We start from the raw sequence: 18066 nt of genomic DNA, 5'->3' as shown, positions 1-18066 counted from the left end.
CCGCCCATGACCGAGATCTTCGTCGATGCGGACGCCTGCCCGGTCAAGGATGAAGTCGTGCGCGTCGGCGAACGGCACGGGCTGGTGATGCATTTCGTCTCCAACCAGTGGATGCGGCTCGACGACAGCCCCCTGGTGAAACGCGTCATCGTGCCCGACGGCCCCGACATGGCCGACGACTGGATCGTCGAACACATTGCCGGCGCCGACGTCGCCATCACCACCGACATTCCGCTGGCCGCCCGATGCATGGAAAAGGCCGCGCGGGTTCTCGGCCCCACCGGCAAGCCCTTCACCGAGGACAGCATCGGCATGGCGCTGGCCATGCGCGAGTTGCACCAGCAGTTGCGCGACAGCGGCGAGATGATGGGCGGCAACCGCGGCTTCACCCGTCAGGACCGCTCGCGCTTCCTCAGCGCGCTGGAAAACATGGTGCAGGCGGCCAAACGGGGATAACCCGTTGCCGGAACGCCGGCTTCAAAGACTCCGCCCGGCGGCCGCGCCCGACGACCAGGCCCACTGGAAATTGTAGCCTCCAAGATGGCCGGTCACGTCGACGCATTCGCCGATGAAATACAGCCCCGGCACATCCTTCGCCTGCATGGTCTTCGAGGACAGGCCGGCGGTGTCGACCCCACCAAGCGTCACCTCCGCCGTGCGGTAACCTTCCGTGCCGCTGGGCAGCACGCGCCAGGCGTTGACCGCATCCGCGACGGCTTTCAGCTTCTTGTCCGAGAGATCCGCCATGCGAATGGGCACGCTTTTCGCCGCACCGGGAGCGCCGGCCTCCGCGGGCCTGCCCAAGCCGCTGTCGAGCGCCACCCGTTCCGCCAGCCGGCGCGGCAGCACGGCGCTCAGGACCGTGTGAAGCTCCTGCCGGCCATTGGCGCCGCGCGCCGCTTTCAGCTCGTCAAAGACGTCCCTGCGCGGCGCGAGATCGATCCGCACCTCCTGCCCCTCGCGCCAATAGGACGAGATCTGCAGGATCGACGGTCCTGACAAGCCGCGGTGGGTGAACAGAAGCGCCTCGTCAAATCCTGTCTTGCCGATGGCGACGCGCGCATCGACCGAGACGCCGGAGAGGTCGCTGGTCATCTCCAACAGGCCGCCCTGGAACATCAGCGGCACGAGGCCCGCCCGGGTCGGCAGCACGTTCAGACCGAACTGCCGCGCCAGATCATAGGCAAATCCTGTCGCCCCATTTTCGGGATCGACTTGCCGCCCGTCGCCACGACGAGATTCGCGCAGGTCAGCGCCCCCTTGTCGGTCGCGATCCGAAAGCCGCCATCGCTCTTCTCGACCGCGCCTATTGTCGTCGACAGCTGGATGCGGACCCCGGCGGCGTTGCATTCGTCGAGCAGCATGGCGATGACCTGGAGCGCGGAGCCGTCGCAAAAAAGCTGCCCCAGCGCCTTTTCATGAAACGCGATGGAATAGCGGTTCACCAGCGCGATGAAATCATGCTGCGTGTAGCCCTTCAGCGCGGACACACAGAAACGCGGATTGGCGGACAAGAACGCCTCGCGCCGGGTGTTGACGTTGGTGAAGTTGCAGCGCCCTCCACCGGAAATACGAATCTTTTCCGCCGGCTTTTTTGCGTGATCCAGCACCAGAACGGACCGCCCCCGCTTGCCCGCCTTGATCGCGCACATCAGCCCGGCTGCGCCCGCGCCCAGCACGATGGCGTCGAAATGGCCCATTGTCGTTCTCCATGACACACCGCTGCGGATGGCATCCAGGCGGCCGGTTTCCCGCAGGAACTGCAGATCACGCGTCGCAAGCAGCGCTTGCCCCGCCCGCGTTCACGGGTGGTAACGGCGCATAGCACCCGGTGCGCGAAACGGCCACCAAAAGCATGCGCTCTGCCGCCATGACGATGCAAAGGATTGCACCGGACGGCTCCCTTCGCCGCCCGCCGTATGACCGCACGCCATCACCGGAGAATTGTGAGATTTACCACATACGCGTTCCGGCGCGGGTCCGATAGTTGGCGCGAGGCTGCGGATTTCAGGTGCAGCACGGCCGCATTCAGGATTGCGAGGCGGCTGGACGGACCGATTGCGGCGAATCGGCTGAGCGGATGTTTTCCTCCGGCGGGACCCGGCTGTTCGAAGGAGCCTGATGCTTGCACCAAGAGACCTGGAGCACCTGACCGGATCCGAAGGAATGGTATGACACGGAGCACAATCGCGTGCTTTTTCATCGGCCCGCCGCTTGCCGTTGCGCGGGTTGGCAGTGGACGCACGCCGCTGGACAATTTCTCCCTTCATCGCAACACACAGGGAGTGGGGCATCGGCATGCCGTGGCTCCCGGCAGCACCGAGATCAAACCGGCGCTGACGCTGGATATGGACGAAGACGGTACGCTGTTCAGCTACATGCCGCGGGCCGTGCGGTTCAAGGCGCTGAACAAGGACGGAAAACTCGCCTTCCGGCCCGTCTGCCCCTGGTTCGAATTATGGTGCGAGGAGGTGGACTCCGACGGCACGCGGCGGCGGCGGCCTGTGCGTCCCGGAGACTTTCCGTCCGGCCACGGCGGCGTGGGATGGGATATCGAGCTTGGCAACCGCCGCGCCTGGGCGGTGACGCGAAGCCGGGGCGACATCGTACGATCCGGGCGGATTGCCATCGAACCGAACAACACCCGGCCGCATTCCGTGCCAGGCTGGTCGCAGGATGGCACCAACGCCGAGCCGCCGCTGGTGAGCGCGGACAAGCCGATCCTGCTTGGATCGCTGCGCGCCGCGCGGCCACATTCCGAATTCGGGTTTCGCGCGCGGTTTTCTCCGCCGCCGGGTCACACGTACGGGCCGAGCGATCTCGCCAGCCGGCTGGAAAGGCATGAAAGCGACAAGACGGGCCTTCATCCGGCGCCCGCATGGCGCCATCTGGCCATTCTGAGGGAGGGCATGCGCGAGCGTTTCCTGATCCTCAACCCGCAATCCCACTGGTGCGGAGGGCGGCTTGAGATGCCCGAAGACGATGCGGCGCGATCCGGCGCCGGATCATTGGTCGGCGGCCTGGTGGATGCCGATGCGCCCACGGGCCATCTCCACGCGCGCAGGCTGGGATTGCTGGACGACATGTCCGACGGGGTCATCGGATGCTCCTTCGACTACGGCGGCAAGGCGCATCGCGTCTGCGCCCGTGTTCTGGTTGGTCCTCCCGATTTTTGCCCGGATCAACGCCCGGCCTTGTCGCTTGCCGATCTGCTGCGCGACAGGGCGTATCAGGCCGACCGGACCTTGCTGCGCCGCTGCCATGGCGCCGACGGCGAACCGGGCACGGCCCTGACGGCGGCCATCACCGAGGAAATTCAGGCCCTGTTCGAAGGCTTCTTCATGCATGACGCGCGAGCCGGGCAGGACATGGCGCCCCGCGACTTCAAGAGCCTGGTCAATGCGCCGCCAAACGAGGTGACCGGCCAGCCGGCGTATGGCAACAGCTTCAACAAGATTCCGGTGACCTTGCCGGGATCAAACACAACGCCGATGCATCTCACCCGATGGCAATACGACCTGCTGGAACTCTGGATCAAGCGGCTGGAGAGTGCCTCCCTGGCATCCGCCCGCGCGATGGGAGAGACGCGGCATGACGCGTAACCCGCGGTATCCCGATCAGCCATCGCCGATGCATGCGGAGCTTTCCATCTCGGGAAACCCACCGAGCAGCCTGCCGCATTCCTGCGCGGCGGGCCCGGTGAGCGGACAGGTTGCCGGGCAATTGTTCGACGAGCGCGTTCTCGACGATCATTTCTTCCCCGGCCTGGTGTTCGAGTTTCACGACACGACCGCCCGGCGCCTGGGCGGCCGCCCGGATCTGCCTTATCTGCGCGCCCTCGAACCGCGAAACCCGATGGAGAGATCGCCGCCGGACCCGGAGAGCCCGAACGATGAGCGCTGCGGCCCCGGCGGGTTGACGCAGGCCGATATCGCTGGAGAAGCCATTGTTCTGTGCGCCCTGACGGTGGCGGAAACCGACCATGACTTCCGCTTCCACAGCTGGACGGGTGCCGACCGCAACATCGCGGAGGAAGCGGCCGACGCCATCCGCAGCATGCAATCCGGCCTGCCGACCCGGATTCTGCTGATGCACGAGGATCTGCTGCAGCCACGCGGGCAGGCGGCGGTCACCGCCGCGCTCAATGCCTATACCGGCGGGGCGTTCATGTCCGACCGGGTGGAGCGACGCGGAAACGCCTTTCAATGGGCCGTGCTCACACAGACGTCCCGAACCTTCGTGCATCCCGTATCCGGCCTTGTCGGCTTCGAGGGGCCGGAGGAGGCACCGGTATCGATCCTCCATGCCGGCGATTTGCAGCGCCGGCTCGCGACACCCTGGCAAGCCGGCTACAGCCGCAATTCGGATGCCTTCGCCGACCTGCGCGGCAGCGGTGATTTCGATTGCGTGTCCTTCGTCAACACGTGGGAAACCAGCCCGGTCATCGTGGATGCGAATCCGCGGACCGCCGAGGAGACAGAGGACCGAGGGAACAACGAAGCCGACCCAAAATGACTCGTGGCACGCAGCCGGAAAGTCGTATGTACATTTCAACCTTGGTAACAGAGCGCCAAATTGTGATTATTGTCACATCCATCCGCAACGTTGCGTACTAAAGTATGTCTCAGGCGTCCCCGGCACCCTTTTTCATCACCAAGACCTTTTCAACTCCCTAGTCTGCCGGGGCGCCCCTTTTCCATAAACCGCGCCTCAACCGCGAAATCCCAACTGCACGGACAGCGTTTCCGCGCACCTGCGCAGCACGGATGCATGCGCTTCGATTACCGTATCCGACAGACGCCAGACCGGTCCTGAAATGCCGATCGCACCGGCGCAGCGGCCGGTGAAGTCGCGCACAGGCACGGCGATGCAGCGAACGTCCGCGTCGAATTCACGCCTGTCATGGGCGAGCCCGGTCCGGGCAATCTCGTCGAGTTCGCGCCGCAAGGCATCCAGATCGGTGATCGTATGCGGCGTGAAGGCGCGCAGGTTCAGGGATGCGAGCGCGCGTTCGCGCTCCTCGGGCTGCATGAAGGCGAACAGCAGCTTGCCGATTGCGGTGGCGTGCGCGGGGCGCGTGGCGCCGGCGCGGCCGGACAGCTGCAGCATCCCGGTCGCCTCGGTGCGGGCCACAACGGTGATTTCGTGATGCGCGCGAACCGCCAGATGCGACGCTTCGCCGGTTTCCTCGCTCAGCATCTCCAGCACCGGCGTCGCCAGAGCCAGCAGCGCGCTTTCGTCAAGCGCCCCGGCCGCCAGCGCGAACAGATGCGCGCCGATGCTGTACTTCTTGGTCTCGGCCGACTGGCTCAGAAAACCGAGATTGACCAGCGTGCGGATCAGATGAAAGGCTGTGGATGTGTGCAGGCCGAGCCGCACGCTCAACTCCGCGAGCGTGATGCCCTTGGGATGTTCGGCGACCGCATCGAGAATCGCGGCGGCGCGCTCCAGGGACTGGATGCCGCCGCCGCTTACCGGTGCATCCCCGCCGGAGCGGCTGATTTCGGCCGCCCCACCTTCCTCGCCGCTTTCGGCTTGTCAGCCTGTTCAAGTGCCATGGCCCGCGCGCCGGAGCGCTCCTATTCGTCCTTGATCGGCGTGGTGACCACGATGAACGTGAGATCGCCCAGCCCGGTGTTCTGTATCGAGTGCCAGATGCCGGGCGGCAGGAAGATCACGTCGTGCTTGCGCACCACGCGGCTCACTCCGTCGATATCCATCAAGCCCTCTCCATCGAGCACATGATAGACCTGCTCTTGCACCTTGTGCACATGGTTCTCGACATAAGCCATCGGCTGATATGTGGAAATCCGGTAGTCGAGCTGGCGCGACCCGGTGGTTTCCGGGTGCACCAGCGCCTTCGACAGGGCGCCGCCGAAGTGACCCGGGAACTGCTGCCAGGGCTCTTCGGCGATGTTGCGGATCGAAGCCTTGTAGTCGTCGCTCATGGTTTTCTCCGAATGCGTGTTCATCACGCGACTGCGTTGTTGGTATCAGGGATCTTGGCGCGGACCGCTCAGGGCCGCCACGGGCCGCCGAACGCCGGTTCCTTCGGCGGGATCGGCGGCAGTTCCCAGGCGCCGGTTGCCGGCGGGCGGATGTCGGCATCCACATGCACGTCGATCAGCGCGGGACGGTTCGAGGCGACGGCCTGCTGCAGAACACCGGCGAAATCCTGCGAGCGGGTGACGGTGTAGCCGTCGACGCCCGCCGCCTTGGCCCAGGCGGCGAAATCCGGGTTGTAGGGCTTCTGGTTGTCGCCCTGGTAGAAGGCGGTGCCGTATTCGCGGCCGTCGAAATAGGCGTACTGCAGGTCGCGGATCGCGCCCCAGGCGAAATTGTTCCACACCACCCACACGACCGGGATGTTGTATTCCACCGCCGTGCACAGCACGTGCGGCACCATGGTGAAGCCACCGTCGCCGCAGATGGAGACACAGACCTTGTCGGGGCGGCGAGCTTGGCGCCGAGGATCGAGCTGGGCCCGAACCCCATGCCCGAATAGCCCCAGGTGTTGAGCATGGTGCGCGGCTGACGCGCCTCCCAGAACTGCATGAACCAGTTGTGGTGAATGCCGGAGTCCAGCGAGATGATCGCGTCGTCGGGCAGCACCTTGCGGCAATCGGCAACAATCCTCTCGGGACGGATCGGCGAGGAATGGGTCTCGAAGCCCGGCTTGACGAAGGCGTCCCACTCCGCCTTCCAGCCCTTGATGTCCGCATGCCAGCTCGCGAGCCGCGGCGCGCCATCAATGTTGCGCGCATCAAGCTCGGACATGATCTGCCGCAAAAACGCCTTCGCATCGGCGAGAATGCCGAGATCGGGGCAGTAGTTGCGGCCTATTTCCGCGTGATCCACGTCCACATGGATGAGCTTGGTCGAGGGGAAATTCCACGAGTAGCCCGGTTTCCACGACGAGGCCGAGCGATCATCGAAACGCGCGCCGATGGCCAGCACCAGATCGGTGTGACGGCCGGCCTGGTTGGACTGATAAGCGCCGTTACGGCCGATGAAGCCGAGCGACAGCGGGTCGCTCATGTCGATGCAGCCCATGCCGTTGGGCGAGCTGATCACCGGGATCGACAGGCGCCGGGCCAGCGCGACCAGTTCCTCCGAGGCTTCCGAGAGCGTCACGCCATGACCGATGAAGATCACCGGACGCTCCGCCGCAAGCAGCCAGTCGACCGTCTTGCGGACATCGTCCTGGCTGGCGCCGGAGCGGCGGCTCAAAAAGCCGTTCCACACCGGTTCCTCGGTCACGTCGGCGCTTTCCATGAACAGATTGTAGGGCACGTCGAGATTGACCGGGCCCGGACGGCCGCTGGTCATGGTCTGCGCGGCCTGACGCATGGCGAGCGGCAGCATCTCGACCCGGGTGGGCTGGAAGCTGCGCTTGACCACCGGCTTGATGACGTTGTTGAAATCCGCCTGGTGGTGCTGGTTGAGCTCCTGGAACGGACCACGGTTGAACTGCGAGGTCGGCACGTTGGCGGTGATCGAGAAGATGGCGGAGGAATCCGTCTGGGCGACCGCCAGCCCCATGATCAGGTTGGCCGAACCCGGGCCGGTCGACGTCAGGGTCGCCGCTGGCTTGTGGCTGACGCGGAAGAAGCCGTCCGCCATATGCGCCGCCGTCTGCTCATGGCGCGGGGAGACCAGCTTGACCTCGTCCTTCACGTCATAGAGCGAATCCAGCAACCCGACGTTGCCGTGGCCGCAGATGCCGAACACATAGGGGATCTCTTCCTTGACCAGGAATTCCGCGATGAGATCGCCGCCTTTTTTCTGAACCATCGTGTCTCTTGTCCCGTTGGGGCCTCTGGTCGGGCCCGATTTCAAAGTGAATGCGCCGCAGTCAGGCGGATGCCCGGTCCCGTGTGGTTTCGGTTGTGTGCTGCGCCGCGATCCAGCCGAAAGTCATGGCCTGCCCCAGTTGTCCGCCCGCGCCGGGGTATTCGCCGCCGAAAGCCGACTGCATGTCGTTGCCGCACACATAGAGCCCGGGGATCACGTCGCCCGAGGCCCGCAGCACCCGCGCCTTCGGGTCGGCCATCAGTCCTCGGCTGGTGCCCAGCGGCGTGGGATAGACGGCGACCGCATAGAACGGCGGCTTGGCGATCGGTCCCAGGCAGGGGTTCGGTCCGTGCGCCGGATCGCCGTTGCCGCGCTCGTAGATCGTCTCGCCCCGACGAAAATCCGCGTCCACGCCGGTTCTCGCGAAGCCGTTGAAGCGTTCCACGGTCGCGCCCAGCGTATCGGCGGGAACGCCGATCTTTTGCGCCAGCGCGGAGAGCGACGCCCCTTCAAGCAGGTAGCCTTCGGCCACATAGCGGCGCAGCGACGGCGTGCGGGGGCGGATGACGCCCAGGCCGTAGCGGCGGATGAAGCCGCGGTCGCACACCAGCCACGCGGGAATGCACGGGGTCTCGCCATGGGCGCCATACATGCCGCGGCAGAACTCGTGATAGGAGACGGCCTCGTTGACGAAGCGCCTGCCGGCGCTGTCCACCGCGATCAGCCCGGGCTTGGCGCGATCGAGCACGATGTGCGGGTAAACCGCCGTGCTGCCGTCCTTGCGCCGATAAAGGGAACTGGGGAACCACTGCGCGTTGTCCAGCCCGTCCGGGCCCAGCGCGCCTCCCGCAGCCATGCCGAGCGCGATCGAGCTGCCGTCACACCCCGGGGCCGCGGGCGTGTGCTCCGGCGTCGGCTTGGGCAGGTGCTGCGCCCGCATGACCGGGCTTGCCGGAAAGCCGCCGCCCGCCAGCACAACGCCGCGCCGGGTATTCAGCCGAACCGCGTGGCCACCCCGTTCCACATCGATGGCGACGATGCGTCCGCCTTCCTCGACAAGGCGTCGGGGCCGGACATCGGTCCAGATGCTCACGCCGCGATCCTTGAGCGCCATCATGAGGCGGGCAACCAACGCGTTTCCAAGAACCAATCGGGTCCCGCGGCGGTGTTTCAGGCGATCGACCAGGTAGCGCGCAACCAGCCGCAGGCCCAGCCACGCGGAGCGCGGGGAGCGATCCGCGCGCAACAACGCCGCGCCCTCGCCTCGGGTGACCATCATGCCACCGAACAGCATCAGTTCCGGCAACGGGCTGGCGAGACGGGAAAAATCATCTCCCAGCAGGCGCCCGTCGAAGGCTTGTGGCTCCAGCGGGCGGCCGCCGCGCGCCGCACCGGAAACATCCTGCCGGTAGTCCGGCGCGCTCATGAAGGGCTTGAAGCGCAAGCCTCCGCGAACCTCCAGATCACGCAGCATGGCGGGCGCGGTTTCGATGAAGGCGCGCCAGAGCCGGGTATCGCCCCGGTTTCCGACAAGCGCTGAAAGGTAGCGTTCGGATTCGGCCGCATCGTCATGGATGCCAGCGTCGCGCATGTGATGATTGTCAGGCACCCAGACCGTGCCGGAAGACCGCGCGCTGGTGCCGCCGATGACGGGCGCATGCTCGAGCACGAGAGCGCGCAGCCCCAGAAGCGATGCCGTGAGCGCCGCGGTCAGGCCGCCTGCGCCGCTGCCGACGACGATCAGGTCATAGGCATCCACACCGGGCGTTTCCGCCGGGGCTGCCGTGCCCGTTCCCGGCGTGGCCGGTGCCTGATCGTCTGCTCCGTGCACGTCTGCATGCCTCCCAACCGCAGGGTCGAATTATTTTTGTCAATATGAACTGGATTTTTGTAATGTCAAATAATTCGGCTCGCACTCATGAAAAGCCGCGCGGAGACCCGCCGCGCGCAACGCGCACGTGATCCCGCCGGCATCGGCCGACTTTGCTTGTGATTGCAGGAAGTTGGAGCGTATTTGAACAGAGCGGCCGGGCCGGGTCGAGACACACAGGGCGGTGGCGCGCATGGTTCTCGGCGGCCTTCGCCGAAAGTCGCCGCGCCCGCCCGTTTGGTGGAGTCGCCACGTTGCCGGCCGGAAGGGTCGGGGAAATCAATGGTGTCAACACGGCTCCGGCCGCCACGCACTTGACGCGCGTGCTCCTGGAGCCGGGCAAGGCCGGCCGTGAGATTGCGTATCGCGCCCTTTGCGCGCTTGTAAATGTGCCGTGAAAAATTCAGACCAGCGCGGCAAACAACACGAACCACAGCAAGCCGTTTGCCCGCAGCAGTGCCAAAAGCGCCCCGCGCCCTTGCCTGAAAGGCAATCAATCCAATGATTTAATTGAGATAATGGTGCACCGGGGAGGGACAAATCAATTTAAAAATATCAATGCATTAGCGCCCCGCACCCGCCCCCAGTGGCGCCTTATGCAATATTGAAGGCGTTGAGCTATTCGGCGTGAACCCCGCCCCTTCCAGTGCCGCCGCGATCCGCTGTTTAACCGGGTCGTTGGCGGATTCCATCCTTCTGTTTCTCCGGCCAGGTTCAGTTGGTAGCGCGTGTATCGGCGCTCCCCTTTTCGGATCTTAGAAGGAAGGATGCTTTCGAAATACAAGTGCGCGACACTGGCGTGTGTAAGCGGAGGAAGATCCTTGATTACGTTGAGCCCACCAAGAAAGCGCTCCCTTCCCGCTTTCACCTTACCGGAAGGCGACGCCTAGAAATGGACGGTTTTCAACAATGCTGAGAGAGCGACGACCCGCTGGGGCTCCGCCCCCGGACCCCCGAAGAGACGATGTAAAGAAACAAGATTAAATCGTCCTGGAGAGGCGGAAGCCGAGGTTTTCGCTCCGGATGACCGGCTGGAGCCAGAGGCGATTCGCGGAGCGAAGGCCCCCCGGATCGAAATTCGAGGAACCGCCGCGGAGAACCCGATCGGCCGAAGCCGCGTCTTTCGATGAGAGAAGGCGCGGCGTGCCATCCGTTGGTAGTCCGGCGTAACTGTCGATGTAAACGTCCTGCACCCATTCCCAGACGTTGCCGTGAACGTCGTGCAATCCCCAAGGATTGGGCGCATTCAGGCTGCCGACCGGGATTGTCTTTTTCCGGTATTCGCCTTTGGCACCATCGCCATAAACATCGTCTCCATTGTAGTTCGCCTGCTCCGTCGAAATCGTTTTCCCGATCCAGAACGGTGTCGTCGTCCGGGCCCGTGCCGCATATTCCCACTGTGCTTCCGATGGCAGTCCGTAGGGGCCGTTCTCGTCCCCAACCAGTTTCTTGTTCAGCCATGCCACATAGGATTGTGCGTCTTCCCAGGAAACCTTGATCACCGGTTGATCGCCCCGACCCCACACGTCGTCTGCCGCATCCATATTGCAGCCACCATCGGCAACGCAAGCGTCCCATTGCGCGAAGGTCACCTCCGTCTTACCGATCGCGAAACGTTGAGTAAACGTCACCTTGACCTGTGAGCCCCCGGGACCGGGCGTGTCGTCTTCGTCATCGCTGCGCTGATCCTCCGACTGAGGCGATCCCATCATGAAGTTGCCAACTGGGACCACGATCATTTCCGGAGCATATGTTCCGTCCGGAAGCTGCTCTCGAAGAACGGCCAGATCAGGAAGCGTGGCCGGATCGGACCAAGCGATAATGCGCGTATTGCCGTCGGGCCCCACTTGAGAGCTTTGGTACAATGTTACCGTTGGCACTTTCGCAAGTTCCGAAGTTGGTATAGCGACTGTGAGTGGGAGTTCCTCTGCCCGCATCCGAATAGCTTCGCGCGGAGCATTAGCGTCCAATTCCGTACGTCGAACGTCGGCGCTCGCTCCTACTACCGACCAAAACTGACGCTGGAGATCCGTCCATGAGATCAACGCGGCAGTGGCGAACAGCAGAAGACACGCGGCACCTCCACCGGAAGCCCACAGTAACGCATTGAGAGACCGAGATTTTTCGTGCTCAACGGGCCCAAGCTTAACCGATGGCGTGGAATTGTGCCCGCATAGGGCTGCCTGAATGGCCCTCTCCACCTCGACCCATTCCGGATCCCGCAGGCCTTCTTCCAGAATCTCCCGCGCCTGCCGCGCCGTATAGGACGCCTCGCCAGCGTCCAGCATCTTCCGAAGTTCGGCCACCGCCCCCAACCGTCCGAACTTGCTGCCTTCAAGCAGTTCCTTGCGCAATTCGTCCGGCACCGGCACCCGCACCTCCGGGTTCCGCGCGACGACCAGCTCGCCGCTGCCGCCGGAGATCCAGCGCTGCGGGTCCATCGGCATGTTGCGCTCGAGCACCCGGGCCCGGGTGTAGTGGTAGAGCGCGTCGATGGTGATCGTGTCGCTCTGCGGCGCGGCGTCCCCGGTTTTCAGGCCTTGCACGAAGCATTCGGTAAAGATCGAGCGCGGCCGGGCGTCCGGGTCGCCCTCGCGCAACTGGCCAGCTTCAAAAGCGAATTCCGTCGCCGTGCAGGCGGACAAGATATAGTGGCCCCTGCCTTCGGTATCGAACGTCTGTGCCGTTACCGCGGGTTCATTCGCGCCGCGTTTGGCGCCGCCCATGAAAGCGCCGCTGTGGCAGCAATCGAGGACAACGATCTGCGCTTCGGCATGCGATGCCCGCATGCGCTTGCGAACAAATTCAGCCTCAAGAGAACCGATGCTGGGCGTGCGTGCGTCGGAATTGTGTAAGCTCAGGTGAAGAGCGCCGTCCGTGTCGATCAGGCCGTGGCCGGTGTAGTAGAGAAACAGCAGGTCATCCGGGGCACGTTCATCGAACAGCTGATGCAAAGCCCTCTGCACCGCGACGAGCTCGCTGTTGAACAGCACCTCGGCGGACGAGAACGCACCTATCTTTGAAGCCAACAACGTCTCGCGCAGCGCATAGACGTCGTCCTTCGGCGCGAGCAACCGCGACAAGCGCTCGTCCTGAAAGAAATCCATTCCGATGAGAAGGGCATGCTTCTCGCCCACGCGTCACGCCTCAAAGCTATTTCTTGAACAAATTACGACCCGCAGCCAATACTGGACATCAGACATTACTGGAGGCGGGGATGGCAATCCTAAAATACGATACACCTGACGGAGAGATCCTTATCGAGGTTCCGGACGAAGACGCTCAAGCGTCATCAACACGGACGAAGGGGTTCGTTCCCGCCGGAGGGGCTGCGGCGGCCAAAGCCGCCCTCGACGAGGGCTCGTTCGAGGCCGCCATCACACGGGTCAAAGCTGCCGGCAATGCACTGTCGGAAACCATCGCCGGCATCGAGCTCACACCGGAGACAGCCGAACTGGAACTGACGTTGAAGTTCGTAGGCGGCGCAGGCGTGGTCTTCGCGTCGGCAAGCGCCGAGGCGCAGATGAAAGTCAAGCTGGTCTGGAAACCAAAGCCGAAGGCGGCAACCACAACATGACGCATCCGGCCGTCATGCCCGCGATCGCAAAGGGCGAGAACGCGGCTGGTGACCTTGCCGGGAAGGCCATGGCGCTTTGGCATCAATGAAGTTGATAATTGGCGGCGCATTGTGCACTCTAAACAAGAAATTGTTTTTACCGAAAGGGCCAAAGGATGCGTTGGGTACATTTTTCGGATTTCCACACTGGAAAGCATTGCGATGCATTCGTCGAGTCCATAGCCTTTGAACGATGCCTAGCGTTGGTCAAAAATCAACTTAAGCAAGGTTGGATTCCAAATGTATTTTTTGTCACTGGTGACATCAGCCAAAGTGGCAAGAAAGAGCAATTTGAAAGATATCGTCTAGAATTTCACGAGCCCCTTGTTTCTCTAATGGCCGATCAAAAGCAACGTGGGTGGTTAAACAAGATATTCTATATTCCAGGGAATCACGATGTTGATCGCGATGCAGACAGGTACACTAGATCACAGATACTTGATCCGACGCAGGACCTCAGGCCATCGAAAATTTCTAGCGGCAACCGAAGGGACTGCTTGAAAAGATTTGCGTTCTATTCGGATTTCGTTCGAAGGCCGGACGTGCAAGGAAATGACTGGTTAAATTCTGATAGTGCATATCACCTGGACGAAATTGATTTCGAAAAGCAAAAATACAGCATTGTGGCACTAAATACATCGTGGTTGTGCCAGGGCAGTGCAGATCAGGGAGAAGCAGATTTTGGTAAACTGTTCGTAGGCAAAGACATTTTAGAACATGCTCTCGGGCGGGCTCGGCGAGATTCAATTAAGTTGGTCTTAGGACACCATCCAATCAGCCATTTGGAAGATGCTGAGCAAGGTAAAATATCTAAGATCCTTTCAGAGCACGGTGTTCTCTATCTTCACGGACACAGGCACAAGAGTACTGTGAGCCAAACGACACATCATGGTAGCAATGCCTTACACATTCAAAGTGGGGCAGCATTCCAAGCACACGATGACGAACACTACGCAAATGGCGTCCTGTTTGGGGAGGTGGATCCGGAGCGTTTGTCGGTTTCACTCCAGGCGAAAGAGTGGCGTGATAATTGGGTGGATGCACCACAATGGTTTGATCCTGATGCAAAGGATAGAAAGCGCCCAGATTGGTATACATTTAATATATCAGGAAATGTATCAATCGAGAAAACCAAAACAACGCTCTCTAGTTTCGACCAACTCGATAAAGCTCTCGGTATAAATAAGGCGAATGTGAACTCAGAAGTTGACCCTGCATCTCCGAAGAGCGCGGGTGAAATCGAAGAGCCTGTTGTCGGTCCAAAGTTCCACCAGCTTTTAGACTCATGCTATTCTGAAAATCTCGTGGCCCTAAAAATGTTACGAAACATGGGGGAGATAAAATCGCGTGATGACTGGACGCTAACTGACCTACAAAACAAGTTCTTGGAAGAAATTCCAAAAATTCAATCTCCATTCCAAGATATAATCTTGGCCGGAGGAACATCGTCGGGTAAAACGACCCTTGCGGAGGCGGCGTTTGGGCTGGCAAAACCGTACGGTATAGAAACAGCGCGGATTATTTATGTTGCACCAACGAGAGCTCTTGCACAAGAGAGATACAGAGTCTGGAAACCTCTGTACAAAAATATTTCTAGAAACGCACTAAGAGCCAAGAGTGTGATCCTCTCTACTGGTGAGGACCACACTGATGATGGCGCGCTTTCGCGGGGCGATTTCTTTGTTGCATGCCTTGTTTACGAAAAGGCCAACGTGCTTTTGTCAATGTCTCCCGATTATCTAAGAAAAATCAATCTTGTAATAATCGATGAGCTGCACATGATCGAAAACCTGCATCGCGGATGTGTGCTTGAATCGTTGTTAGCGAAAATAAAATATGAGAAAGAGCGCCGCTCGACGTCCCTGGATGCGAACAATCCACTGCGTATCATTGGCGTGACTACAGACAATGTGAGTGAGACAGCCCTTAAAACGATGTTCACACACTTTGACAGCCATTCCCTGGGTGAATATCCACCTATAATCTCTCGATCAAATGTTCGGCCAAAGTCAGTAGACTTCAACTTTTTGCTTCTTGGGTCGAACGACACACGCACATATACAATAATTCCGTTCAAAAGTTTTGCGCGTGACGAGTTGACGTATTTGGAACCTGCAGAAATGAAGGCTAACGCCAGCCGGTTATCGCAACTTGAGGCGCTAATACCGATGGCAGGCATTGAGAACAAATCCGAAGGCAAGAAGGATGAGTATCTCAAAGTGGTGCGGGAATTTGTGGTTGATTGGATGTATTCAAATCCATCTGGGCACAGGCTCCTTATCTTTTCCCATACCAAAGACATCGGGCTTGAAATCTCAAGGTATGTTCGTGGAGGTATTAAACGTTCGCATACTCTGGCAGGATGGGACCCATCTCTGAGTGAACTGACGGAGCTGGCTGCAACGGTCGACAAGCAAGAAATGTCAATCAGCGGCGATGAATTAAAATTGGCAATCACAAGCGGTGTACTTTTGCACAACGCCTCGATAGCTCCCAGACTTCGTCATGCAATCGAGGATTATATTTCTAAGCCTATTGACGCTGATGTCAGATCGGAAATCATAATTGCAACAGAAACACTGAGCTACGGTGTCAACCTTCAGGTCGACGACGTATTCTTTGGATCACTTGTCTTCCCATCGAGTGAACGACGACCTTCGGATGGGCGAGGAGATAAGAGACTATCAACGAATGCATTTTTCAACATGGCTGGGAGAGCTGGAAGATTAAACCAATCCTCTTCTAGAGCGAATGTAGTAATATTCGTCTCGAAATCGCGTGGCGACTCTTGCGCACGCATTATTAATGAATACTTCGGAGGCGTGCCTGAGGTTACCAGTAGACTATTTGACGGAAAAGACGTGAACGCAACTCGATCGATTCAAGCTGGCGAAGAACCTAAGCACGCGGCTCCCGAAATTATTACATATCCTTTTGTTCGATCAGTTTTGGACGGCATGCGCTTCTTAGGAGGTACGCCAGGTCGAAATGGAGTTCAAAAACGAGCGGGAGCCACAGAAACAGAATTGGTCAACAAATACCTAAAACGGACGCTATTTTGGCAGCAGAAAGCTGATAATTCAAAATTATTGGATCTTGCCACTGCGGCCACGGGATTCACAATTTTAGGATGTCAATCTGATGATCTCATGCTAATCGAACCATACCTTGGGCGACCTCGCCTCACCAAGTTGGGGGCTTCAGTAATAGATACTGGAACTGAGATCGAAACCGTCCTGCCGTTGCGGCGATCTATGAGAGCCATGTTTAAGTCCTGGAAGGATGCATCCGAAAGGCCAATGCCCTTCATACTGGCGTTGTTGCCGATTATTGTGCAGGAGGAAACTCATCGAAGAGTAATAGAAAACTGTCCTGAAGTGGGATTTGTCGGAGACTGGAACGCCGACAGAAACTTGCGTGATTTGTCAGAGCGAATTGCGATAATGCTTTGTAGCGAAGTACCAGGGGAAGAAGACTCACAGAAGTCTTTTGAAACAGTTCTCAAGGAGTTTCGCAATTGGAGTGTAAAGAATCAACCTCTGAATCACCTTCAGGCCAGGTATCCGGAAGGTATCCATGACGCTTGTATGCGAATATTCCTAGGATTATTGCATTGGATTAGTGGCGCGCCAGCCTCAAACGCTTTAATCGTAATGCAACAGATTTATGACGCTCAGGCGATCAAATCTTCCAAAATTTCTTTAGACATTATGAGCTTCGCGGATGGACTGACTTGGAAAATTCTTTTTGCTTCAGAATTGTTGAATTCAATGAAGTCTGATTACTCAGGTCCAGTTCAGCGCTTTGACGCCGCTCGGCTTTCACATCGTGTTAGACTAGGATGCGTCGAGGACTCGATTCCGATGCTGTTTAAAAAGCAGGATCAGGAGTTTTTGCTATCTAGACAAGAAGCGCGCCGAATTTTCGACAAAGGAGTGCGAAGTTCGGACGTAGCTCTGGGAACGGCCGAGTTTGGAACAATGTTTCCGTTAGATCGTCAGGTTGCAGTCCGAGATCGAGTTCGCGAGTTCGTGAACTACCAGATATCGGAATTGGCTTTCACTTTTTCCTCCGGTCTTGGTGCAAGTGCTGCTGAGGCAGTTTCCAAGAAGTATTGGGAATTCGCGGTAGCGAAGATCGCGGCGCTTACAGTCGGTGGTGAACATCATGATGCGGGCGCGGTTTGGGAACATGGGGCCGTCGCAACCCTTCTGAAAGACCCGGATTTCGATGAGCCGGATGAGGCTGGAGTGGGGATAGGACTAACGTCGACAATGGGCGCCCTGAGAGTCGACGTATTCGCGGCGGGAGACCGTGAGACAGATCAGGAACCGCGCGAGAGGACTTGTTTGACCTCGTTGGTGGCATTTTTCGGCGATCCGTCCGATGAAATTCCGGAGGTCGCTGGTGTTCAGGTGATTGTTGATTTTCCTTGGTTGGTTGGTGCGAACAATGCGGTCGCGCAGCAAAATCTTAGGATCTCGCCTGCCTCTTATGGAGTATTGCTTGGCTTTTTAACGCGGAACCTTTTCGTTGACCCCGCTGGAGCGATTGAGGCCGTTCGAGCGGCGTCTTCTGGTAAGGTTCTCGCAGCTAGGGCACTAATGAATGAGATTTTCCCGTATTTAAAGGAAGACACGCCAGATGCGCTCATTGATGGTTGGGTGAGGTACATGGAGTTGAGCGACATCGCTTAGGAATCTACCTTTATAGTCAATTTTTAAAGAGCTTTGTGAGGGTCCGCTTTGGTTGGTCCTTGCTACTCGTATAGTCAGCATTGAGCGGT

At 59.7% G+C, this 18066-nt stretch carries 9 protein-coding genes and 2 pseudogenes; 5 read left to right on the top strand and 6 right to left on the bottom strand.

The window, feature by feature from the left end:
• Positions 1-6: 6 nt before the first annotated feature.
• On the top strand, positions 7-456 hold the full coding sequence (locus D1F64_RS03540) for a YaiI/YqxD family protein (protein WP_117411295.1): 450 nt from the start codon (positions 7-9) through the stop codon (positions 454-456).
• A 21-nt stretch (positions 457-477) separates the two neighbouring features.
• Here D1F64_RS03540 and D1F64_RS03535 read toward each other — a convergent pair.
• Positions 478-1700, bottom strand: a pseudogene (locus D1F64_RS03535) (NAD(P)/FAD-dependent oxidoreductase).
• 471 nt (positions 1701-2171) lie between these two features.
• Between D1F64_RS03535 and D1F64_RS03530 the strand changes: the two are divergent.
• Together D1F64_RS03530 and D1F64_RS03525 are read left to right on the top strand one after the other, a co-directional pair.
• The gene (locus D1F64_RS03530; protein WP_117411294.1) at positions 2172-3602 is read left to right on the top strand and encodes a hypothetical protein; all 1431 of its coding nucleotides are present in this window, start codon (positions 2172-2174) and stop codon (positions 3600-3602) included.
• Positions 3603-3723: 121 nt separating this feature from the next.
• Entirely contained in the window at positions 3724-4515 is a 792-nt protein-coding gene (locus D1F64_RS03525) for a hypothetical protein (RefSeq protein WP_162901264.1), read from the top strand.
• Between the two features lie 195 nt (positions 4516-4710).
• Here D1F64_RS03525 and D1F64_RS03520 read toward each other — a convergent pair whose 3' ends face one another.
• From D1F64_RS03520 to D1F64_RS03500, 5 genes and pseudogenes are all read right to left on the bottom strand, one after another.
• The gene (locus D1F64_RS03520; RefSeq protein WP_248304740.1) at positions 4711-5400 is read right to left on the bottom strand and encodes an IclR family transcriptional regulator; all 690 of its coding nucleotides are present in this window, start codon (positions 5398-5400) and stop codon (positions 4711-4713) included.
• Positions 5401-5579: 179 nt separating this feature from the next.
• Positions 5580-5948 carry a cupin domain-containing protein gene (locus D1F64_RS03515; protein WP_117414396.1) on the bottom strand — a complete coding sequence of 123 codons (369 nt, stop codon included), beginning with the start codon at positions 5946-5948 and terminating at the stop codon, positions 5580-5582.
• 68 nt (positions 5949-6016) lie between these two features.
• Positions 6017-7794 (bottom strand): annotated as a pseudogene (locus tag D1F64_RS03510) (thiamine pyrophosphate-binding protein).
• 61 nt (positions 7795-7855) lie between these two features.
• The gene (locus tag D1F64_RS03505) at positions 7856-9625 is read right to left on the bottom strand and encodes an FAD-dependent oxidoreductase (protein WP_248304602.1); all 1770 of its coding nucleotides are present in this window, start codon (positions 9623-9625) and stop codon (positions 7856-7858) included.
• 1019 nt (positions 9626-10644) lie between these two features.
• Positions 10645-12801 carry an SUMF1/EgtB/PvdO family nonheme iron enzyme gene (locus D1F64_RS03500; protein WP_117411290.1) on the bottom strand — a complete coding sequence of 719 codons (2157 nt, stop codon included), beginning with the start codon at positions 12799-12801 and terminating at the stop codon, positions 10645-10647.
• 80 nt (positions 12802-12881) lie between these two features.
• Between D1F64_RS03500 and D1F64_RS03495 the strand changes: the two genes are divergently transcribed.
• Complete coding sequence (locus tag D1F64_RS03495; protein ID WP_117411289.1) at positions 12882-13241, top strand: CU044_2847 family protein; 360 nt, start codon at positions 12882-12884, stop codon at positions 13239-13241.
• Between the two features lie 155 nt (positions 13242-13396).
• Complete coding sequence (locus D1F64_RS03490; protein ID WP_117411288.1) at positions 13397-17977, top strand: DEAD/DEAH box helicase; 4581 nt, start codon at positions 13397-13399, stop codon at positions 17975-17977.
• Positions 17978-18066: the final 89 nt, after the last annotated feature.

The organism is Breoghania sp. L-A4 (assembly GCF_003432385.1).
Classification (GTDB): domain Bacteria; phylum Pseudomonadota; class Alphaproteobacteria; order Rhizobiales; family Stappiaceae; genus Breoghania.
This window is presented reverse-complemented; position numbering and strand designations above follow the sequence as displayed.

What these genes read in the sequence shown, in the direction of transcription:
- D1F64_RS03540 (WP_117411295.1), top strand. Translation starts at nt 7, where the DNA reads ATGACCGAGATCTTCGTCGATGCGGACGCCTGCCCGGTCAAGGATGAA.
- D1F64_RS03530 (WP_117411294.1), top strand. Translation starts at nt 2,172, where the DNA reads ATGACACGGAGCACAATCGCGTGCTTTTTCATCGGCCCGCCGCTTGCC.
- D1F64_RS03515 (WP_117414396.1), bottom strand. Translation starts at nt 5,948, where the DNA reads ATGAGCGACGACTACAAGGCTTCGATCCGCAACATCGCCGAAGAGCCC.
- D1F64_RS03495 (WP_117411289.1), top strand. Translation starts at nt 12,882, where the DNA reads ATGGCAATCCTAAAATACGATACACCTGACGGAGAGATCCTTATCGAG.
- D1F64_RS03490 (WP_117411288.1), top strand. Translation starts at nt 13,397, where the DNA reads ATGCGTTGGGTACATTTTTCGGATTTCCACACTGGAAAGCATTGCGAT.